Source organism: Paenibacillus aceti (assembly GCF_003614185.1).
Lineage (GTDB): Bacteria > Bacillota > Bacilli > Paenibacillales > Paenibacillaceae > Fontibacillus > Fontibacillus aceti.
Window position 1 is genome coordinate 4,997,878 of record NZ_KZ987724.1, and the last position, 22,101, is coordinate 5,019,978.

General features: G+C 46.1%; 19 protein-coding genes. 16 read left to right on the plus strand and 3 right to left on the minus strand.

All coding sequences use genetic code 11. The features are described from left to right. From BFJ94_RS22380 to BFJ94_RS22400, 5 genes are all read left to right on the plus strand, one after another. Window positions 1–418: helix-turn-helix domain-containing protein (locus BFJ94_RS22380; protein ID WP_205571047.1), on the plus strand; the 418-nt coding region annotated here is incomplete at its 5' end. 20 nt (window positions 419–438) lie between these two features. After that, entirely contained in the window at window positions 439–1,293 is an 855-nt protein-coding gene (locus BFJ94_RS22385) for an IS3 family transposase (RefSeq protein WP_120464622.1), read from the plus strand. Window positions 1,294–1,583: 290 nt separating this feature from the next. After that, the gene (locus BFJ94_RS22390) at window positions 1,584–1,934 is read left to right on the plus strand and encodes a hypothetical protein (RefSeq protein WP_120464623.1); all 351 of its coding nucleotides are present in this window, start codon (window positions 1,584–1,586) and stop codon (window positions 1,932–1,934) included. A 487-nt stretch (window positions 1,935–2,421) separates the two neighbouring features. Next, the gene (locus BFJ94_RS22395; RefSeq protein ID WP_120464624.1) at window positions 2,422–2,871 is read left to right on the plus strand and encodes a hypothetical protein; all 450 of its coding nucleotides are present in this window, start codon (window positions 2,422–2,424) and stop codon (window positions 2,869–2,871) included. A gap of 307 nt (window positions 2,872–3,178) precedes the next feature. Continuing rightward, complete coding sequence (locus BFJ94_RS22400) at window positions 3,179–4,474, plus strand: IS110 family RNA-guided transposase (RefSeq protein ID WP_120460554.1); 1,296 nt, start codon at window positions 3,179–3,181, stop codon at window positions 4,472–4,474. A gap of 1,373 nt (window positions 4,475–5,847) precedes the next feature. Here BFJ94_RS22400 and BFJ94_RS22405 read toward each other — a convergent pair. Then, window positions 5,848–8,853 carry an insulinase family protein gene (locus tag BFJ94_RS22405; protein WP_120464625.1) on the minus strand — a complete coding sequence of 1,002 codons (3,006 nt, stop codon included), beginning with the start codon at window positions 8,851–8,853 and terminating at the stop codon, window positions 5,848–5,850. A 319-nt stretch (window positions 8,854–9,172) separates the two neighbouring features. Between BFJ94_RS22405 and BFJ94_RS22410 the strand changes: the two genes are divergently transcribed. From BFJ94_RS22410 to BFJ94_RS22420, 3 genes are all read left to right on the plus strand, one after another. Beyond that, the gene (locus BFJ94_RS22410) at window positions 9,173–9,604 is read left to right on the plus strand and encodes a hypothetical protein (protein WP_120464626.1); all 432 of its coding nucleotides are present in this window, start codon (window positions 9,173–9,175) and stop codon (window positions 9,602–9,604) included. A 182-nt stretch (window positions 9,605–9,786) separates the two neighbouring features. Further along, window positions 9,787–9,906 (plus strand): putative holin-like toxin, encoded by a 120-nt coding sequence (locus tag BFJ94_RS22415; RefSeq protein ID WP_438803689.1) that lies wholly within the window; start codon window positions 9,787–9,789, stop codon window positions 9,904–9,906. Window positions 9,907–9,999: 93 nt separating this feature from the next. Further along, complete coding sequence (locus tag BFJ94_RS22420; RefSeq protein WP_120464628.1) at window positions 10,000–10,431, plus strand: hypothetical protein; 432 nt, start codon at window positions 10,000–10,002, stop codon at window positions 10,429–10,431. Window positions 10,432–10,561: 130 nt separating this feature from the next. On the opposite strand, the gene BFJ94_RS22425 is transcribed toward BFJ94_RS22420, so the two are convergent. Both BFJ94_RS22425 and BFJ94_RS22435 read right to left on the minus strand, forming a co-directional pair. Then, window positions 10,562–12,151, minus strand: coding sequence for an acetate--CoA ligase (locus BFJ94_RS22425; RefSeq protein WP_120464629.1), 1,590 nt, complete (start codon window positions 12,149–12,151; stop codon window positions 10,562–10,564). 645 nt (window positions 12,152–12,796) lie between these two features. Beyond that, window positions 12,797–13,873, minus strand: a complete 1,077-nt coding sequence (locus tag BFJ94_RS22435) for an FAD:protein FMN transferase (RefSeq protein WP_120464631.1) — start codon at window positions 13,871–13,873, stop codon at window positions 12,797–12,799. A 233-nt stretch (window positions 13,874–14,106) separates the two neighbouring features. Here BFJ94_RS22435 and BFJ94_RS22440 point away from each other — a divergent pair, with 233 nt between their 5' ends. From BFJ94_RS22440 to BFJ94_RS22475, 8 genes are all read left to right on the plus strand, one after another. Next, window positions 14,107–14,496: a NusG domain II-containing protein gene (locus tag BFJ94_RS22440; protein ID WP_120464632.1), complete on the plus strand. Its 390-nt coding sequence runs from the start codon at window positions 14,107–14,109 to the stop codon at window positions 14,494–14,496. After that, window positions 14,480–15,025, plus strand: a complete 546-nt coding sequence (locus tag BFJ94_RS22445) for a Gx transporter family protein (protein WP_120464633.1) — start codon at window positions 14,480–14,482, stop codon at window positions 15,023–15,025. The genes BFJ94_RS22440 and BFJ94_RS22445 overlap by 17 nt, the downstream gene beginning before the upstream one ends. A gap of 70 nt (window positions 15,026–15,095) precedes the next feature. Beyond that, window positions 15,096–15,935 carry an ATP-binding cassette domain-containing protein gene (locus BFJ94_RS22450; RefSeq protein WP_120464634.1) on the plus strand — a complete coding sequence of 280 codons (840 nt, stop codon included), beginning with the start codon at window positions 15,096–15,098 and terminating at the stop codon, window positions 15,933–15,935. After that, window positions 15,911–16,810 (plus strand): energy-coupling factor transporter ATPase, encoded by a 900-nt coding sequence (locus tag BFJ94_RS22455; RefSeq protein WP_120464635.1) that lies wholly within the window; start codon window positions 15,911–15,913, stop codon window positions 16,808–16,810. Before BFJ94_RS22450 ends, BFJ94_RS22455 begins: the two co-directional genes overlap by 25 nt. Then, a complete protein-coding gene (locus BFJ94_RS22460; RefSeq protein WP_120464636.1) occupies window positions 16,800–17,600 on the plus strand; it encodes an energy-coupling factor transporter transmembrane component T family protein in 801 nt (266 codons plus the stop codon). The genes BFJ94_RS22455 and BFJ94_RS22460 overlap by 11 nt, the downstream gene beginning before the upstream one ends. A 25-nt stretch (window positions 17,601–17,625) precedes the next feature. Further along, window positions 17,626–19,614, plus strand: coding sequence for a peptidase U32 family protein (locus BFJ94_RS22465; RefSeq protein ID WP_120464637.1), 1,989 nt, complete (start codon window positions 17,626–17,628; stop codon window positions 19,612–19,614). A 63-nt stretch (window positions 19,615–19,677) separates the two neighbouring features. Next, window positions 19,678–20,967 carry an aspartate aminotransferase family protein gene (locus tag BFJ94_RS22470; protein ID WP_120464638.1) on the plus strand — a complete coding sequence of 430 codons (1,290 nt, stop codon included), beginning with the start codon at window positions 19,678–19,680 and terminating at the stop codon, window positions 20,965–20,967. A 79-nt stretch (window positions 20,968–21,046) separates the two neighbouring features. Then, window positions 21,047–21,919 carry a UbiA-like polyprenyltransferase gene (locus tag BFJ94_RS22475; protein ID WP_120464639.1) on the plus strand — a complete coding sequence of 291 codons (873 nt, stop codon included), beginning with the start codon at window positions 21,047–21,049 and terminating at the stop codon, window positions 21,917–21,919. The last annotated feature ends 182 nt before the right edge of the window (window positions 21,920–22,101 follow it).

Here is a 22,101-nt window from a genome sequence, read left to right on the forward strand (position 1 = left end):
TATTTCGAGTAAAAGTGTTTTGACGAGATGGATTTCCAAGTATACTAGTGGGGAAGAAATGAAACCTACTCGTAAAGGAAAAGGACTATCTCATATGAATAAAGGACGTAAAACCACTCTCCAAGAACGTATTGAAATTGCTCAATATACGATCGCTAATGATTTCGATTATCAGAAGTCGATTGAGAAATACAAAGTTTCTTATCAACAGGTGTATGCATGGGTTCGTAAATATCAATCTGGCGGTGAGGATGCGCTTCATGATCATCGGGGACGTAATAAGCCTGTAGAAGAGCTAAATGATCATGAACGGCTCAAGCTTCGGATCAAAGAACTAGAGGCGCGAAATGAGTACCTGGAAATGGAGAACGCCCTTGCAAAAAAGTTGGCAGAGATCCGGCGACGAAATACACGTTAACCTTAGTTCGACATGTAGACTTGTATCAAGCCATCCAAGAACTGCACTCGGAGAAAGGCTACGCCATCACAAAGCTGTGTAAGCTAGCTGGAGTCGCTAGGTCTGCCTATTATAAATGGCTGAAATGGAAGCCATCCACCAGAGAACTTGAAATGATTTCACTCGCTAAGGAAGTAAAGCTGCGCTATGACAAGAGAAAAGGAGCACTCGGATACCGTCAAATCCGCACCCAATTAAACCGAAAACTCAAGAAAAATTACAACAAAAAGCGTTACTATCGAATCATGTGTGCTCTTGGATTGAAAGCAGTCATTCGCAGGAAACGACCCAACTATGTGAAAGCTTCAGAAATTCATGTAGCGGAAAATGTAATGAACCGTGAATTTCAAGCAGATGCTCCTAATATGAAGTGGTGTACCGACGTTACAGAATTGAAGTACGGGAACGGTCGTAAAGCCTATCTGAGTGCTATTCTCGATGTATACGATAACTCTATCGTCTCATGGGTGTTAAGCCCCTCCAACAACAATAAACTCGTCATGGATACGGTGAAGAAAGCCTACTGTAAGAATTCGGGGGTCACTCCACTTCTTCATAGCGATAGAGGCTTCCAATATACCTCACATGAGTATAATTGGCTCCATATAAAATACGGATTTATGAAAAGCATGTCTCGTGTAAGCCGATGCTTGGACAACCAACCTATTGAACGATTCTGGGGCACTTACAAATCAGAAAGCTATTATCTTACAAAGCACGTTACCTATGAAGACGTCCTCAAAGACGTTAAGGAATATATTCATTATTACAACAACTATCGCTATACAGAGTGTTTGGATGGCTTGTCACCTAACGAATACCGACGTGCTGCATAATGAACAAAACTCAGCTCGGTTTAACCGAGCTGAGGAATGCAAACTAACTATTTTGTTTTTTACACTGTCTACTTGACAGGGAGCACTTCAGACAAGGATGCGGTCTATTTCGATTCGCTAAAACCTTTCATAGCCGACCGCTCTTTAAAGCGGTGAGTGTACACGGAGTCGTGTTATCAGCACGGCTCCTCTTCTATTTTTATCATAGCATAGGTAAAATCATACCTCAATGTCTTAAATTCAGAATATGTAAGTTAGACAAATAAACAATACCAAAGGAGGGGACATTTGTGAAATTGGGTAAAATGTCGTTAGTCTTAATTTGCATAGTCGTAGTAATTTCTGTTCTAACTGCTTGTGGAGCTGATGATATCAAGCACAAAGAAAGTGATAATTGGCGAGTTTCTTTTCAGCGGAGTACAGGCGCCTGCACTATCGTTTATTTGGGTGAAGAAAACCTTATTGAAAATTTTAGATATGAAGTCATTGGTAATAACATATCTCAAGAAGGCAAAGCACTAAAAGAACATACCCCTCCATTTAAGATATCTGGAACTGTAACCGATTCGGAGAAGTCTAATGATCCAATAGAATTTAAAATCTTTTGGAATAATCAAAGTGAAAATGTAGTATTTGAATGAACAAGTTTGAAATTGAATAGTCGATTTGGCAATAGACATATATTTTTGAATACCTTAGGAGCCTTTGCTCTGTTAACGCTGTTCAGTGTGATCATATTGTTCAGTTATTGTTTCCAACTGTTGGTTTAGTTTTACTTGGACGATCCATACCGCAATTATTTCAACTTATTTGAAATAAAAATGATCAATAGCAACATACTATCAGGTCTCGCTATTGATAAGTCTTATTTTTTCATTGTACAAAGGATATTCGAATGTTCATGATATATTGTTTGAATTGTGTCTAAAAAGTTATATTAGGAACGTTGGTAGGTTGATAGAAAATTGGCCTCGGTCCTGAACTCTATCGAGGCTATTCGCATTCGTAGAGGTAGCGTTATTTTATGCCGAATTCCACTAAATATATCAATTATTTTACATTATTTAGGTAGTTATGTATAATAGAGTCGAATCGGCCGGTTCGACTAAAATGGAGAGGTGGAAGAAAATGAAATCTAAAAGGATATTTTCAGTTGTTTTTGCATTTGTTTTGATGTTCACACTCTCGCAAAGTGCTTTCGCAATTAGGGGTGAAAATGATACGAGGGAAACAGCTATGTGGGCAGACAACGGTTTTGCGTACAGCTCTTACACGGATCACCCCGATGATGAAGACTGGTTTAAAATATACAACAATGAAAGTTCCAGTAGATTTGTGTTCTTAACACTCGAAAACGACAGGTATATAAACTATGATATCATGGCCTACTACACAAGATCTGACGGAACTCCTGCCACCATAGAAGCGGGCGATCAAGGCCAGGGGCAAACAGATTTTTGTGGTTTCTGGATTCAGCCTGGAACAACTGCATATATCAAGGTAAAGGGACATAACGGAAGCTTTGGCTGGCCGGGATTAGAGACTACTTACAGACTGTTTATTAATTTTCAAAATTGATACATCTATAAATATGAGCACCCTCTATTTGGGTGCTTTTTCTTATGCTTTCCGATCAAGCCCGAGGGCTAACAGCTGGTGAACGCTCTGTATTTTACATGGAACTGGCTTGGGGTTGGCGAGGGAATTATAGCGCTACTAATACGTAAATGAATAATATATTTAGTGCCGGATACAATATTTTCATCTTAAAAGGAGCCATTCCTGTAATGAATTAATTTGAGGTTTGAATAAAAAGAGCGTCTCCTGTATGCTGGGTTCCGAATGGTCGACATTCATTCCCTAAGTTAGAAGGAGGACGCTCAATATGAAGTATAAACAATCTAAGAAACAGAATCAACGTATTGAACAAATTACCGAAAATACACTGGTTATCGGTGCAGACATCGCCAAAGAAACCCATGTAGCACGCGGGATCGATTTTCGTGGGATCGAATTGGGAAAAGATTGTGTATTTAAAAACGACCGTTCAGGTTTGTTAAAACTAGTATCGTGGATGAAGGAACTTCAACGGCAACATGCCAAGACTGACGTCATCTTCGGCATCGAACCAACCGGACACTACTGGTTTACCCTGGCTGAGTTTCTACAGCATGAGGGCATTAAACTAGTTATCGTAAACCCTCATCATGTTAGCAAGAGTAAAGAACTTGAAGACAATTCACCAACGAAAAACGACTACAAGGATGCCAAGGTTATTGCAGATCTCGTTCGTAACGGCCATTATTCGGAGCCCCGGCTTCCAAAGAGCGTTTATGCGGATTTACGCATCCTCATGAATCATCGAGAAAAGGTTATGTTAAACCTGGGTCAAGTCCAAAGACGGATTCAAAATTGGCTCGACCGGTTCTTTCCTGAATATCAAAACGTGTTTGCTGACTGGGAAGGAAAAGCCTCTCTCATCACGCTTGCAGAATTTCCTACCCCGCAAGAAATTGTAACACTTGGAGCTTTCACAGTTTTGAAACGGTGGAAACAAGAGGTTAAACGGGCGGTTGGCATGAAGCGAGCAGAGAAACTGGTTCAAGCAGCTCAGGACTCTATCGGCCTCACAGAGGGTTTAATGGCAGCCAAGATTGAATTGAAGAACTTGCTGGAGCAGCATACTTTGTTTACTCGGCAGATAGACGACATCATGAGACAGGTGGTAGAACTGCTTGAACAGATCCCTGGTTCGGAAGAAATGCTAACGGTTCCTGGGGTTGGAGTCGTAACATTGGCTGGATTTCTGGCCGAGGTAGGCGATCTCAAAGGATATAATCATAGTCAGCAGATTATACGGCTTGCGGGCTTTAATCTAAGGGAGAACAGTTCTGGGAAGAAGAAAGGGAAGTCCACGATTACCAAACGGGGACGGTCTCGACTTCGAGCTTTACTGTTCCGTGCGATGATGCCCATGGTGGCAAAAAATACAGAATTTAAAGCGCTGCATCACTATTACACGAAACGAGCCCAGAACCCGCTAAAGAAGAAACAATCTATTGTAGCCTTATGTGGAAAACTCATTCGAGTATTGCATACGTTGGGAACAAAACAGATACGCTACAATGCAAATGACGTATTGGGACCGGTACGCCAGTCTCAGCTACAGATGGTTGCTTAATTCAAACATTAACGATTCATCTTGCTTCACAGTGCTTAGACTTCAAACGCGACAAACAGAAGCACGGAGTAGCCGCAGATTTTTCATCATAAGGGCAACGACCCAGTAAAGGAGCAAGAAGCGGCATCCACCCCTTGAGAGGTAGAACGAAGGAATGTGAGGGCATAGACCCAGTGTGACATGGGAGGGTAAACCGTCGAGGGAATTGTGGATATCCAAGGTGCGATCATAGGTACCATCCACAGATTGGAAAATGTGTTCCAGGCTTTATTCCCGTCACCGGTTCCTCGAGAAAAATATGTCATAACAGCATGATATCCCCATCTCTTGAGAACATCGTGTTTGAGATTCTAAGAAAACGTGAGCAAATGAAAGAAAACATTAATTTATAGTGGGAGTGATGAGTATGTTGCATTCGGTTTTCTTGGCAATAGCATTTCAGTTTGCAGATACCATGGGATTCTCTGGGATTCTCGGTACAGGACAATACAGCAATTAAAAAGCTTGGACAAGGAACGAGCTTCGTTATATATACACCAACGGTATTTGGAACTGCTACAAATTATGAAATAAAAGTACCTGATCGTGCGACTATTAAAACAGACGAGATTCTTATTAACTATTTTGATGACCATGATGCATATGTGTTTGGAGCGAGACAATTAAAAAATAATTCGATTATCGAAAAAGAAATAGTACATTTGGATTAAATACAGGAACCCAACAGTCGAAGAAAATTACTCAGAAGGTTGAAATAAAGTCTCAAGGAGAAAAAGTATCTCTTAACGGAAAAAGTGGTTGGTATATACCCTATGTAGGAGAGCGGCCTACAGGTGGAATGCTGAAATGGATTGAGGGAGATACATGGAGTTAGATACTTCCAAATTATCCAAAGCTTCATTAATCAAGATTGCTGAATCAATGGTGGAAAAACATCATGTTTTTCGTCTAACCTTTTTTGTGGGCAAAGCCACAATCCCAGACGTAGTATTTATTCGCGCCGGCTTCGATCTTTGTACCATCTATTAAGCTTGCGTGGCGCAAGAGACAAACACGGTCGGTCAGGACTCTCCACTGATCTAGCGGTCAAAAATGTCCGTTAGAGCATGAAAACAACCACTACGCTCCTCTAACGGACACTTTTGACCCTTAGAAGCGAAAAATTCCATTTTTCGCGACAATTTCCTTTGTAACGGACATTTATGTCCGTTACAAAGGCGGGGTGACACAGAATCAACGCTAACGGACATAAATGTCCGTGTACGAGTGACCCGGCCAGAACAGGGGGATGCACGCATTTTGGGGTACGCAAAAGAGGCGTCTTCAAGTCGGAAGATCGACTTTTAACACAGCCCCCTGTCTTAACATTAGAACTACCTCATGCTATTCAAATCAATGATGCTCTCAAACTTGATGCCTGAATTATCGATCATCGTTTGATTGGACTGAATGAAGATCTTTTTCTCTGAGGTCAATTGTTCAAGAGCTGGAGCATAAGACTTCAAATCGTCCAAGGTTGTTGAGAGGATTTCTTGGCGTTCACGCTTTAGGTCAGCTTTAGAGTACTGCTTATAATACATACTTGCGCCGATTCCTTGTACACCGCCATTTTCTGTACTTGTGTTTAAATCAAAATCATTCACGGTGGTGATGATGATGTTTTCTAGCTCTAGCTCAGTTAGCTTCGATTCACGCAGAAATTTGCCAAGCCCGTTGAAAACCTGGAGAGTTGCTGGGATATCCGGAGTTCGAGCAGCATTGAGCAGTACACTATTGTCTTCATTGATTTGCATACTTCCGGCATAAGCGCCTGCATCACGCATCATTGGCATCAAATAATAGGTTTCCAAATATTTGGCCAGAACTCTCAACTTACCGGAGTAAGCGATACTGGAATCAGCGAGATTGCCCACCTGCATAACGGTGGCTACGTTCTCCGAGCGGCTTTGGTCGACAATAGCTAAAGAGTTTGGAACCGCAGGCAACTGAATGGTTGGCTTAGGATATACTTTACTGTTCAACTTAGCTAGTACCGGCTGCATGGATTCTCTAGCTTGCTTGTAGAAAGAACTACTACCACTTACATCGATGACTAGACCGTTGCGATTGAATACCTTGTCTCGTATAGCGGAGATTTTCTCCAAAGCTGCTTTTTGCTTATCTTTACTTGAGTTAACTTCTCGCAGATAGTGTAAATAAGACAAGGAGCCTGAGCCAATAGGGCCGGAGGCTAAGGTGTTATACCGATTAGCTGCTGATTGACTAGCTATGGCGTAATCGTAAATGAAAGCTTCATCTACCACATTGTAATGTACATTTTGCTCAATTCCCTTCAGATAATCCTCCAACTTACCAGAATTGAGAAAGCTTGAATCGTTTACGACCGTATCTAATTGCTCCAAAAGATCTTCAAGTTCAGTTTCTTTGCCATGAATGATGACATTTAGCGTAGGATGATATTCCGCGTTATTATTATATTTGCCATAGGTAGTGGAGAAGAAGCTAATTCCTTTAATGTTTCGTTGCTGTAGAACCTGATTATAGATATCGACCAGCAATTTAGCTTCAACCGCCTGTGAAGTCTCTAGGACGGATTGGTCAAATCCTAAGAGAATCGAAAATTCCCCTTTCATGTCAAAGTTAGTATGTGTATAAACCATTTGATCGATTGTCTCTTTTGTAGCGTCGAAGTTGAGGGAAGACTGTTTGAAATCCTCAAGTTTAAGTCTAGGGGTGGCTTGTAAGACTTCGGCAGATTCAGGCGTCGTCAACCATTTCTCAAACGCCTCGGATTGCTGCTGAATGGCCGCCAGCTCAGCTTTGCTGTATTGTTTCTCAGGAGCCTTTTTCTTGGCAGAAGGTTTGTTCTGGCTGTTGTCTCCCGCTATGACCGTACTTTTGTACGGGTTATCAAGGAAATAGCGTTTGACGATACTTTGCAGATAACTCTGCCCCTCTGGTTTCTTAAATTCGTTATAGTAGGCAGCTTTGTCCAGATAGAGAAGTGGATTATCGGCGTATGTAAAGCCATCCATTACGTTGGTGATATTACTTAAATCACTGCTATAACTTGAGTATTCATTACTTTGGTCCATCTGGGAAATGAGCTCTTCACGGTTAAAGCCGTTCCCCGCGAAGCCTCTCAGTGTCTGCATATAATCCGTGATGACTTTCTCCTTCTCAGCAGTCGCTATATCTGGAAAAAGGATTCCTTGTGTAAGTATTCCTCTTTCATTCCCAATGACGGTCAGCAGACTTGGATAGACTTTCGATACTTTCTCACTCGTTAGACTTGAGATTATGTCCATGGCTGCGACTGCCTTTGGATCTTTCATAGAAGGGCCAGAAAATAGCAGACCAACGCCGTATGAATCTGGTTTGTTTTCTCCTGGTAGGGCGGTATAGATTGTTCCTGATGGGATATTAGGCATGTCGTCAAAGCTGATATCTTCATTAGGCTCAGGCTTGTATTTCGATAGATAAGAATCGAGGGTGCCAAGTGTCCAGTTCAGGTCCTGATTGCCTGAGAGATAGATTAGCGCATTAGAAGGTTTGTAGAATTGGCGATAGACCTTAAGCACATCTTCATAAGTGAGCTGCTCTAATCCTTCTAACGTGCCGCCACTCGTAAAACTGAGGGAGGTTCTGCCATAAAGACTGTTATAAAGTTGTTCCATCAGGAATTGACTGGCCTCCCCACCTTTATTCATTCTTCCCTTTATCTCGTTGTACACGATCCCGTTATATTGAACTTGTCCATTTTTAATTTCTTGGCGTACGCCTTGCTGCAGGAAAATGTTCTTTTCATGTAAAAGCATAGGTTTCAGTAACGCGTTGATGTATACATCTGCTAGATTCTGAAAATCCCTCTTATTTCTAGTCGTAAAAGGGTACATTGTATAATCATCTGACGTCATAGCATTCAACAAGCTGGCCACGGAATTGCCTTTAAGAGAAATTTGAATATTACGCGAGGGGTACTTCTCTGAGCCGCACAGAAGCGCATGCTCCAGTACATGGTTTGCTCCCTTATCATCTTCAGGCGGTGTCTTGAATCCAATAGAAAAGGACATATCCTCGCTATTATTATCAAAATAGAATACCTGTGCACCTGAACTATGCCTTAATAAATACGCGGTTTGTTGTTCATTTAACTGCTGTTTCTTAACAAAAGTAAATCCATATTTGGCTATATCAATTCCTGCAATGTTATGGTCAAAGGTTGGACTTAATGGAGTTACTGTCTCAACAACAGCACCAGGTGATCCTTCATTAGATACGGCTGCCAAAACAGAGCTTGAAGCTGACAAGGTTAGGCTGGCTGATAGCAATATAGCGCAACTTCGTTTACTAAAACATGATTTCAGAGTGATCTTCATAGTAAATTCTCCTAACTATTAGATTATGTAAACTTATGAGCGAATACTGGTAAGTATAGGTCATAGATTTAAAATATTTAGCAGAAAAAGATTAAGTTTTCCTAAAGTCCATAACCAGTTTTGATGTCAATATGTGAATACACGAATATTAAAAATTAAATGTCTTGATGTTCGATGCTTCCCAATGTTATGCTCTAAAGAGCCTCCTACATAGATCTAGGGGGTTTTATTTCGTGTTTACTCGCGCGTCCATAAATCTATTAAAACTACGCCTATTATGGGCGACAATTGATATAAGCAGTATTCTAGGAGGTTAAGCATGAGAAAATTTATAGCTGGGGTAATTGCTGGGGTGCTTCTCTTTGGGCTTGCGTTTGTGTTCACGGATACCGTCAAATCACTAACAGCGGCGGAAACCGGAATCTACAATATTAAGAAAAAGGATGGCACCCCGGTCTCGGAGGGCGTTGTCATACACGGAACAGTCTACGCACCGGTTCGAGCGATGGCTGATGCGGTCGGTTGTCCATTATCGGTAGAGGGGAAGACGATTATCATCGAAGGCTCTGGAAAGCCGCCGATGATTCAGACAATGGCCAGCGCATCGAGCGAGGAGGATCAATTGCTGGCCGAGATTAACAGCTACAAAGCGAACATTAAGACAATGAAACGTGTGATCGATAAACTAGAAGAAGAGAAGACCAAAGAGGTGAACCCCGGAACGCCTCAAGGACCTGCAAGCGATCCTTAAGAAGCAATATGAAAACTTAGGGGCAAATCAGGCGAAGGTCAGTGTCCTGGAAGCCAGACTAAAGAAGCTGAAGGAGGAAAGGGCCGCTAATAAATAGGGAGTGTGGAAGTGTTTGCTATAATATAACTTGTACATGGAACAGGCTTAAAAGGGTGGTCGGCTAATCTCCCGGAAGGGAGGTGATGCCTGTGGAGATTAAGGACGCATTGACGATAATGATCGGATTTGGCGGGCTAATTATAGCACTGCTGATGCTGATTGTAACGATAGTCGTGGCGATTAATCAAAACGAAAAGAAATAGACCGCCCACCAGGTAAAATATTTATCATAGCACAAGCTAATTCATACCTCAATCACGGGAGAACTTCAAATAACGTCTTATCCGGGAGGTCTTATGGTTAAATTTCTGAAGCTGAACGGTCTCAGTACTTTGTATGGTCTGCATTTTGCAATTCAAATCGAACTGCTGATGAACACATACCGACTTGCGAGAGTAACAGAAATGGATTTGGCGAAGGCGAATACGATGATCGGTTGGACGGTGCTGCTGATATGGATAGCCACATCGTTTCTGATGTATGGGCTGACGAAGGTTTTATTAGGGAGTCGAAAAATAAAATTCTGGACCTCTGTGCTTTGGATTCCGTATGCTGCAGCTGTTATTTATGCCTTTGGCAGTCTGTTCCCGATCACGGATCGAGGGGAGATGCCGTCGCCAGTCATGGGACTTATCTTAATCGGGGCAGCATTTCTGTATCCCTTCTATATTATATTGATCAATATGCTGAGCTTCATACGAAGTGAGGATGTTCCCAAGAGTGGGTAGCGTTATATGACTGCAATCGCGTTTAGTTGCATATAAGCAGTTATTTTCCTCCCCTTCACCGCCAGTCCACCATATAACATATAAAAAAGCCCCGTCAGAGCGATCTAATCCTCTCTGACGGGGCTTCTCATTAATTCTGCTCTTCCTCAAGCTTCCGCAGCTCGATTCTGCGGATCTTGCCGGAGTTGGTCTTCGGAAGATCAGCGATGAACTCGATCTTGCGCGGATACTTATAAGGAGCCGTCAATTGCTTGACATGCTGCTGCAGCTCTTTGATCAGCTCGTCCGATTCTGTTACGCCGGTCTGCAGGACGATGAAGGCCTTGACGACATGCCCTCGAATCTCATCGGGGCTTGCGACAGCGGCGCATTCCTTCACCACCGGATGCTTCATCAGAGCCTCCTCGACTTCAAAAGGACCGATGGTGTAGCCGGAGCTAATAATAATATCGTCGCCGCGTCCTTCAAACCAGAAGTAGCCATCGGCATCTTTACTGGCCCGATCCCCGGTAATGAAGTATTGCCCGTGGGTGGCGAGCTCTTTTTTCTCAGGATCCTTATAGTAAGTATGGAACAGAGCTGGCATTTCACGGTGTACCGCGATATCGCCTACCTGCCCGGGAGGTGCTACTTGCCCATCCTCATCCACAACTTCCACGAGACCCTCGGAGATCGCCCGGCCCATCGAGCCGATGCGTACTCCGACATCCCTCAGATTGCCGATCAACAGTGTGCTCTCCGTCTGTCCATATCCATCACGGATCGTTATGTTGAATTTCGTCTGGAAGGTGCGGATCACTTCTTCATTCAGAGGCTCGCCGGCAGATACGGCGCTGCGCAGAGAAGCTAGGTCATAATCCTCAACGTCTGTAGCTTTTGCCATCAGTCTGTATTCGGTAGGCGTGCAGCATAATACATTGATGCGCAGCTCTTGAATCAAGCGCAAGTACTCCTTCGGAACGAAATGGCCATCATACACGAAGCCGGTCGCGCCATTACCCAATATCGATAAAAAAGGGCTCCAGATCCACTTCTGCCAGCCTGGGGCTGCAGTGGCCCAGACGAAATCGGACTCCTGAATATTGATCCAAGGGGAGGTGATCCGTAAATGGGCGTAGCCCCAGCCATGGCGATGCACGACGCCCTTCGGCTGCCCTGTCGTGCCGGAGGTATAGGCCAGGATCGCCATATCATCGCGATGGGTCTGTACAGTCTCAAACTGCAGTGCTTGTCCTTCCATAAGCTGATGTATGTTTAGCCATTCATGCTGGGTATCATCAGCCTTAGGAAGATCCGACGTGGTGAGTCGGTATTGCAGGGCGGGCAGTTCCTCCTTGATCCGTTCGACCTCTTGGACACCTTCCGGCCAGACGATGACAGCCTTGGCTTCAGAATGAAGGAGCCGATAAGATATATCCTTAGCTCTTAGCATTTGAGAAGAAGGGATGATGGCGAGGCCCAATTTCAGACATGCCAGATAAATCACATAGGCCATAATACTTCTGGGTACCATGACCAGCACCCGGTCTCCTTGGAGCAACCCCAGCTTTTTCAGCGCATGAGCAAGCTGATTAGCCTTGCCAAGCAGTTGTCCGTAAGTGATCTCATCGCGTTCTCCCGCTTCATTTAAGTATTTCAAGGCGAGCTTGTCCGGATTATGGCGTTCGAACTCTGAGGCCATATTATAGAATTCCGGCGCTATCCATTGCTTGTAATCCATCTATACCGTCTCCTTTTGTCGGCGCATCCTCAGCTGTTGAACTCATAGTTCAACAGTTACTTCATCTCAACGAATATGATGAGGTATTAGTATCAGATGCTAATGGTGCTTATTATACTACAGTATGGACTATGTATGAATTATAAATATGAATTGCAATTGAATTTTTATAAAGGAAAAGGTCTGGATTGTATCCTAATGCACAGCCCCTTCAAGGATCTGAAGGGGCTGGCAACTATATTATTACCAGTAGCTTCTGTGGCAATTTTTATGGTGATGACGGCGCCGGCGATGACGAAGCACTCCGTGATCCACAGTAACATGACAGTGTTTGCTCACTTTTGGTACAAATTTGATCGTAGTCACCTGAGTCTCGACGATTCTCTTGAAGCGGGTTTTTGGTCTTGGCTCACGATGGCAGCATCCTTGTTGATAATACATTTTTATTCCTCCCTTCTGTGGTAATGCATTGTATGACGTTGTGATAAGCACGGAAACGTACAAATGACCAAAATGGGGAGGGGCTAACTGAAATGCAGGTATTTGGAGGGGATAGGTGGGAGAAAATATATAAATATCCCGGCAGTTTAGACGAACCGCCAGGATAGTGTATAATCAGATAGTGGCTTGAAATGAGCCGTATATTCAGTTAGCATACGTGTAGCTGTCATTCGTCTTTTTTAACAGTTTTTTGAATCCGGGTGAAGCATACAGTTTCTTGTCCTTGGTAATGAATAGCACCTCTGTATTGGGGATACTCTCGGCGAATTCCAGGCCTTTCTCTACCCCCATCAGAACAAGCGCGGTGTCCATCGTATCGGCATCGGTTGAACTGTCGGTAATGATTGTAACACTGCTGATGTTGTTATCAACAGGGTAGCCTGTCTTCGGATTGAGAATGTGCGGATACATTTTGTCATCTTCAATGAAATAACGCTCGTAGATCCCTGCGGTAACGACGGTCTTGTCATTAACAGGCACGGTACCGATCGGCTTGCCGCGCTGTTGGTCGGGATCCTGGATTCCGATGTTCCAATCCTTGCCGCCGGGCTTCTGGCCCATGGCATATACATTGCCGCCCAGATCGATAATCGCGCTATCAAAGCCTTGATCTGCCAGATAGTCGTAGACGAGGTCAGCGGCGTAGCCTTTACCGTAGGAACCAAGGTCGATTTCCATCCCTTTTTCCGTCAGGTACAACTCGTGCTTGGCTTCATTTAGTTCAAGCTTCCGATAGTCGCACAGCTTCTGCATGGCTGCAATATCTTCGGGGGAAGGCACATGGGCGCCTTCATGGCCTATATTCCATAAGCTGACGAGCCTGCCGATGGTCGGGTCCAACAGGCCCTCTGAACGCTTGGCATATTCGACAGCATAGGCGACCAGATCGAACGTATCCTTCGACACTTGAACCGGCGCGATTCCAGCATTTGCGTTAACCTTGTAAATTTCGCTGTGCTCATTCATTCTGTTGATCTTGTTGTCGATTTGTTTCAGAAGATCTCCGAGCTCGTCGAAATTCTTCTTGGTTGCCCGCTTGTCATAAATTTTGATATTTACTACAGTATCAAAAATAAAGAAGGTTTCCTTCATAGGATCAAGAGTTTGGGCTTCGCTTTCGGAACTGGGGCTGGCGTTGTTGCCGGAATTTCCGCAGCCTGCGAGCAGGGAGCCGACAATGGACATCGTTACCAACAAAATAGCTGCTTTCTTCATATTCATCGGATTAACCTCTTTTCTGCCTGACTTTTATCGTCCTTGATTGTAGCAGAAATGAAACATTACTAAAAGGACAAGTTTTCACAATAAAATCAGTTCCTTTCTTATTTAAAATGATTATTTTGTGAAAAGATGGAGGATGAGACAATTATCACACTTGTGTGATGAAAGTTACATGTATAATGAGTTCATCTAAGATTTAGATTATCAAAAAATAAGGAAATAAGGAGTTGCACATGAAACGCGGAGATATTCTGCTGATCGGATTAGTCGTCGTTATTGCGTTAGCCTTTATTATTCCACGCTGGTTCGATCGAGATTCAAGTGAAAAAAATCACAACGAACTTAGAACTGCTAAAATCACGGTAGATGGGAAATTATTTAAAGAGGTAGAACTTACACAAGAAGAACAAACCGTGGAAGTCGAAAATGAACACGGGCTTAATATTCTGAAGATTCATGATTACGGGATTGAAATGATTGATGCGGATTGTCCAGATAAAGTATGCCTTTCTTTCGGATTCGTAGATCGGACAGGAGGTACAATCATCTGTCTGCCGCACAAGCTTATGGTAGAGATTCAGGGTCCGGCAGAGGAGGATGGTATTGATGCAACAGTTAAATGAGCAAGCTAATATCGCTCTGAAAAGAACAGTTATCGTCGCTATTTTTGCTGCGGTGGCTGTTGTGCTAAGTTTGGTTGAATCTTTGATTCCTCTCAATATGGGGGTTCCTGGCGCCAAGCTGGGGCTTGCCAATATTATGGTTTTGACCTGTCTTTACTTTTTACGTGCTCGGGATGCTCTGATGATGGTGCTGCTCAAGACTCTTCTGACAGCCTTTATCTTCGGCACATTTTCGAGCTTTCTGTTCAGTATTATGGGGGCGCTGTTCAGCTTTGTAGCGATGTGGTTCCTGCTGTGGGTCGGCCGAGACAAGCTTAGCTTTATCGGCATCAGCATCGTCGGCGGGATTGCGCATAATATCGGGCAGTTGACAGCTGCATGTATTTACTTCAACACCTCGAAGATATTCTACTATTTGCCGATGCTGCTCATTATGGGCGTACTTACGGGGATCGCGGTAGGGATCGCTGTCAGGTACCTGGTACCCTCCTTATCGAAGCTGTCCTTGTTCGAAAATTTCCTGGGATAACAGCAGCTATAACTGGTAAGAGAGGCTTAACAGGCGGTGACTGTATGAGAAGGCGGAGGAGGAGAGAAAAATGAAAGACACGGTACTGGCATATGAATTGCAGCAGGTGTCCTTTGCTTATCATCCGCAGCAGCAAATTCTCGATAATATCAATCTGCGAATTACGGCGGGCAGCTGGGTTACCCTGGTCGGCGCTAATGGCAGCGGGAAGTCGACACTCGCCAAATTACTTGGCGGGCTGTTAGCGGCAAATGCCGGCAAGATTTACGTTGAAGGTACCGAGATGAATCAGGAATCGATTACACATCTTCGGCCGCGGATCGGCATGGTCTTCCAGAACCCAGATAATCAATTTATCGGTGCAACCGTTGAAGAGGATATCGCCTTCGGTTTGGAAGGGCGCTGCTTGCCCCGAGATGAGATGGTAGAACGAGTGAAGCGCTATGCGGATAAACTGGAGATCGGTCATCTGTTGTCCAAGCACCCTGCGGAGTTGTCCGGCGGGCAGAAGCAACGGGTGGCCGTTGCTGCGACATTGGCGATGGAGCCGGGCATCGTTATCTTCGACGAAGCCTCTTCTATGCTGGATGAGAAGGCGCGTGGGGAACTGCAATTGATTATGCGAGAGATGAGCGAGAGTGGCGGATATACGATCATCTCTATTACCCATGATGCTGAAGAGATATTAGCTTCCGATCGGGCAATCGTCCTGAAGGATGGCGGAGTAGCGGCTGATGTCAGCCCCTTGGAGCTGTTCCGCAATCAAGAGCTGCTGAGTTCCTGCCGTCTGATCGCCCCGTTCCGGGTGCGTCTGATTCAGGAGTTGAGCAGCCGGGGCATTGAGCTTGATCCTGGCCAAGACATCGAGGAGGTGAGTGAGCAGCTATGTCGGTACATTTCGAGCAAGTAAGCTTCGCTTATGATGATCGCAGCTTATGGAGACACGGCGCGTTGGCCGATGTCAGTCTCTCCATAACGCCGGGCAGCTTCGTCGGTATTGCCGGCATAACTGGCTCAGGCAAATCCACGCTGCTCCAGCATCTTAATGGGATTCTGAAGCCTACTGCTGGAAGAGTGAAAGTGCTAGATTTCACAATAGGAGCAGGGGATAAAGGACCGCTGCGTGAGCTGCGGCGGCGTGTCGGTCTTGTATTTCAATTCCCAGAGCAGCAATTATTCGAGGATACCGTAGAGAAGGATCTTTGCTTCGGTCCGCTTAACTTCGGAGTACCTTTGGAGGAAGCAAAGGATCGGGCCAGTCGGGCGCTGGAAATGCTGGGGCTAGACGATTCATTTCTGCCGCGCAATCCGTTTCATCTTAGCGGTGGGCAGATGCGCAAGGTGGCGATCGCCTCGATCCTGACGATGGAGCCGGATATTATCGCGCTGGATGAGCCTACGGCTACGCTTGATCCGCAGAGCCGGGCAGAGCTGCTCCAGCTGCTATCCCGGCTGCAGCGCGAGGAGGGCAAGACGGTCATCGTCGTTACGCATCGCATCGAGGAAATGCTGCCGTATGCGGAGTCCTGGATCGTGATGAAGGACGGCACACCGATATTTCAAGGCACGCCCGCTGAGCTGGTTCGTGAAGAGCGGCATTTATCGGAGGCTGGTCTGGCTCTTCCGGAATGCATTCGGCTTTGGAATCAGCTGGCGATCAAGCTCGGTTTGGAGCAAGAGGAGCCCTGCTTGAGCGCTGAGGCTATTGCCGAACGGGTAGCTGCTTTATATGAGCATGAGGTTCATCCGCCTACATGGGGAGGAGGAGCTGGCGATGCGGGATAAGTTGCTATTCGGCCGCTGTATCGACACAGGGTCCCCCATTCACAGACTTGATCCACGAGCCAAAATTACGGGGATGATACTCTATCTCATCGCGATTATAGCTGTCGGTTCCTGGCCGATGCTGCTCGTCACTGTGGTTTTTTCCATTGTTTATATGCTGGCGACGCGGATTCCGCTGAAATATTTCGTGAAGGCCGCCAAGCCGTTATGGGTACTTATGGTTTTTATTTTTGTTGTGCAAAGTCTGACGGTGGAGAGCGGCGAGGTTGTTTTGCAGATTGGCGGCTGGGCTTTATATGCCGGCGGCTTAAAGAGCGGATTCATCGCGGCGGCCAGAATGGCCTTGCTGGTTTCTTTTACAGCGATTCTTACGTTTACGACGACACCGGGATTGCTGAATCAAGGTCTGGACGGCGTGTTGAAGCCGCTGCAGAAGATCGGCATTAAGACGCAGCGCCTGACGCTGATGATGAGCATCGCACTACGCTTCATACCAACCATTCTCGACGAGACGCACAAAATACTTAAAGCACAAGCGGCGCGCGGCGCGGATATTAAGGAACTGCCGTGGAAGGAGAAGGGGAAGCTGCTCCTATCTTTGCTCGTACCGGTGACGGTCAGCGCCTTTCGTCGGGCAGAGGAACTAGTACTGTCGATGGAATCAAGAGGCTATATCGTCGGGGCACCCCGATCGGAATATCATTTGCTGACATGGCAGACCAAGGATACCTGGTTTGTACTCAGCTATGTGCTTCTGGTCGCGGTCGTTCTGACATATCGATTCATATAAAAATACTGGGCTGGAGGGAAACGTCATGGCACGTTATTTTAATGGAAAAGAAGTTGAATTGCTGGCACCGGCAGGCACCTTCGAAATCTTCAAGGAAGTGATTCAGGCGAATTGCGATGCGGTCTATTTCGGTGGACCGAGCTTGAACATGCGGCTTATGCGCAAAGGCTATAATTTCACGCGCGAGGAGATCGTGGAGGCTGCCAAGATGGCTCACTCCTTAGATAAAAAAGTATATATCACCGTCAACAATCTGCTGAACGAGAATGAGCTTGATGAGGCACGGGATTATTTGCAGTTCCTCGATGGCGCAGGTGTGGATGCCTTGATCGTTCAGGATTTTGCTATTTTAGAGTTAATTAAGGAAATGAATCTGTCGCTTGCCGTCCATTCCTCCGTGATGATGAATGTGCATAATGTGGAGATGGTGAAGGCGCTGCAGGAGTTGGGTGTATCGCGAGTGGTTTCTTCCCGGGAGATGGATCTGCAAGAGACCCGTTATCTTAAAGCAGTGACAGGGATTGAAATAGAATATTTCGTGCATGGGGATATGTGCTCGGTGCATGGGGCTAACTGTTATTTCAGCTCGATGGTATTCGGGATGAGCAGCAACCGCGGGAAATGTATGAAGCCGTGCCGCTGGGATTATCGGATCAAGAAGGATGGATATGTCTTCCCGGCCGAGTACCCTCTAGCAGTTAAGGATATGTACATGTATGAGAATATACCAGAGCTGATCCATGGCGGCATTACCTCCTTTAAAATAGAGGGCCGCATGCGCGATACCGCATTCGTATTGATGCTGGTCAATGCTTATGGCGACGCGATTGATCGCTATATCGCCGATCCGGTCGGATTTGAGCGGACGCGCGACTCGAAGCTGCTCTACGAGAACCGCAAGCGTGATTTTTCCACGGCATACGCCTTCGGACGTCCTGGATTATCGAATATTAATAAGCGCTATGAAGGTACCGGCAAGTTCTATAGCACTGGCAAGGTGTTCAGTACGCCTACGGCGGAGAGAGAGCTTGGGGAGAAAAGATTGGATGCGATTCGCGACAAGCTCGCTGAAATCCGTAAACCATCTGCGTCCACGGCCGAGGTGTCGGTACATGTCAACAATGTAGCTCAAGCGAAGGCAGCTTTATCTGCGGGAGCCGATCATATCTATCTGTCGGGTGATGTATTCGAACCGGATCATGCATTTACTAAAGAGGAGATCCATGAGCTGGCTGCAGATAAAGGGAAGGCGAAGATCTATCTATGCCTGCCGCGTATGATGAATGAGCTGCAATTCGAGATGTATGATGGTCTTTTGTCAGGAGATCGGCTGCCGATCGATGGCATTATGGTCACTAATCTCGGTGCTATTCATAAATTTGCGAATGCTGGATACCCGCTGATCGGGGATTACAATCTGAATGTCTATAATCGTATTTCGGCGGAATTCTATCATCGGCTCGGCGTAGAACGACTTACCGCTTCGATGGAGCTGCCGCTGAATGATCTGGCTGCGCTGCTGGATCATACGAACCCGCCTATGGAGGTTATCGTACATGGCTCTCCAGCGTTAATGTATATGGAACATGATTTATATGAAAATACGGAAATATTCGAGCCGATCGGTGAAGAGGAGAATTATTTCGTAAATAACAGCATTCTCGTGATGAAGACGGATAAAGGGGAGAACCCGGTGTATCGGGATGTACACGGTCGTTGTCATCTGATGATGGCTAAAGAGCTGTGCTTGATGCCGGTTGTGCGCGAGCTGCTGGAAGCAGGGCTGTCTGTATTGCGTATTGAGGGTGCGACCTACAAGCCGGAGCAATTGCAGCAAATTGTGAGCGCCTATAAAGCGGCTATTGCTAACCCTGAGACAGCGGAGCAGACTTACACGGGTATGACATCCGTCTATGCAGGCTATACGCTTGGAGCATTGCAGTTCGATGGCGGCGATGTAGGGAAGAGCCTGGGGATGAAGGAAGAGGCTGTCACAACCAGTATTAAATCGTAATGGTAATATAATTCATTTTAACCGGTTTTGTAATAAAAGATTCACACGGAAGGAGCATGAAAGATGCATCAATATATCGGACCTGAAGGTGTTCTTGAGAAGCGCAGTCAGTATTTCTATCCTTGCACCAGCTATTTCTATCGTAATCCTCCTCAGATCGTTAAGGGCGAGATGCAGTATATGTACGGACATGACGGCAAGCGATACACCGATTTCTTCGCCGGTGTCTCTGTCTGTGCCAGCGGTCACTGTAATCCTGACATAGCCAAGCGTACAGCAGAACAGCTCAAGACTTTACAGCATACCTGTACGCTGTATTTGACACAGCCGAACGTTGATCTGGCTGAGCGTCTGGCTGACGTATTGCCTGGGGAGCTGCGCCGAACCTTCTTCGTGAACAGCGGTTCGGAAGCGAATGAAGGCGCGATGCTGCTGGCTCGCTTGCACACTGGACGCAAGGGTTTCATTGCCTTGGAGCAGGGGCTGCACGGGCGTACTTACTTAACGATGAGCGTGACTGGCCTTACGATGTGGCGGGCTGATCCGCAATTGGCGCAGCCCGGAGCGGAGGATGTAACGTTTATTCCGCGTCCATATGAATATGGAGTAGATGCAGATGTAGCCGCCCGGCGCTCGATTGACGCTTTGAAGGCCGTCCTAGCTGAGAAGGGGGATTCCATCGCCGCGATGATCGTTGAACCGATCCAGGGCAATGGCGGAATTATCGTTCCGCCGGACTGGTATTTTCCTGAAGTGAAGGCGCTGCTTGAGCAATATGGCGTACTGATGATTGATGATGAAATTCAGACCGGTTTCGGCCGTACCGGAGAGATGTTTGCGATGAGCCGCTGGGGAGTCGTTCCGGATATTATTACGATGGCCAAAGCACTGGGAAGCGGCATTCCGATCGCGGCCTTTGCTTCGACCGATAAGATTGCGGCCAGCTTCACACGTCCATCTGCCTCCACCTTCGGGGGCAATCCGGTATCCTCTGTAACCGGCCTGGCTGTCCTTGATTATATCGAAGCGCATGGAATGGTTGAGCACTCTGCCAAGCTTGGTGAGCAGCTTATGTCAGGGCTGAGAGAGCTTGCCGAGCGTTACAGGGAAATCTCTGACGTGCGCGGAGCAGGTCTGATGGTGGGAGCTGAGCTATGCGCGGATGATCCGGCGCGCGGAGCAGCTTTGATTGATGAGGTGCTTGAAGAAATGAAAGACCGCGGATTCATTATTGGCAAGAACGGCGTAGATCGTAATGTGCTGGCTTTCCAGCCGCCGCTTGTCATTACAGCACAGGATGTTGAGGAGATGCTTAATGCGCTGCGGTCTTCACTGCAAATTGTAATGAGCTAGAGACAATTGAGCTCTAACATTATTCCATGAAAAAGTTGCATAGTGTGCGTGTTATGGAATAAGAAGGAGAGTGGAATCCATGGAATATGCCAAAAAAATTGGCTCGAAGATCAAGCTATATGGCGAGCTGGTCATGTTCTCACACACGTTATTCTCCCTGCCGTTTGCCATCATTTCGATGGTATGGGCGGCAGGAGGGCTCCCTTCCGGGCGTGTCATGCTCTGGGGACTGATCGCGTTGATCGCTGCCAGGAATGGAGCAAATGCCTTCAATCGCGTCGTAGACCGTGTATTCGACGAGCAGAATCCGCGGACGGCGCATCGCCATCTGCCAAGACGGCTGCTCGATGCGAAGGAAGTGCTGATCTTCGTCGTCGTCAATTACGCGATCTTTATTTTTGCCGCGGCGATGCTGAATACACTTTGCTTTATTTTGTCGCCGGTCGCTATCTTCCTGATCTCATCGTATTCATATACGAAGCGATTCACCTTTCTAAGTCATCTGTATCTGGGCTTCTCGATCGCTTCGGCGCCGATCGGCGCCTGGTTCGCTGTGACGGGGAAGTTCGCCTTCACACCGTTCATTCTCGGCACGATCGTCATGCTGTGGATCGCCGGCTTCGACATCATCTACGGATCGCAGGATATCGATTTCGACCGCAGTCATGGACTATGGTCCATACCGAGCTTCTTCGGACTGAAGAATGGGCTGCGGATCGCCGCAGGCCTCCATGCTATTATGGTGCTGCTGCTCGTTGTCTTGATCCCGATCCGTCATTTAAGCTGGCTCTATATACTCGGTATCGTTATCGCAGTAGCCCTGCTGATGGTCGAGCATAAAATCATCAAGCCATCGAACCGAAAACGGATGAATATCGCATCCTACAACCTAAATCAAGTCATCAGCATGGTCATCCTCTTCTGTACGATGGCGGACTTCTTCCTGCTGTAGACGAGTGGGGAGATATCGAAATAGGTTATATGCGGAACCGTATGGGCCAAGTCTGCAAAAAGGCAGGCTTGGCTTTTGCGCGTCTAAATCGGGCGTAAACCCCATTCGTGTCACCACAAAAAACTACTAACTCGAGCCGCAAACCCTTTGCGCCCACTGCGAAAATCCCCGTGCAAGGTAAA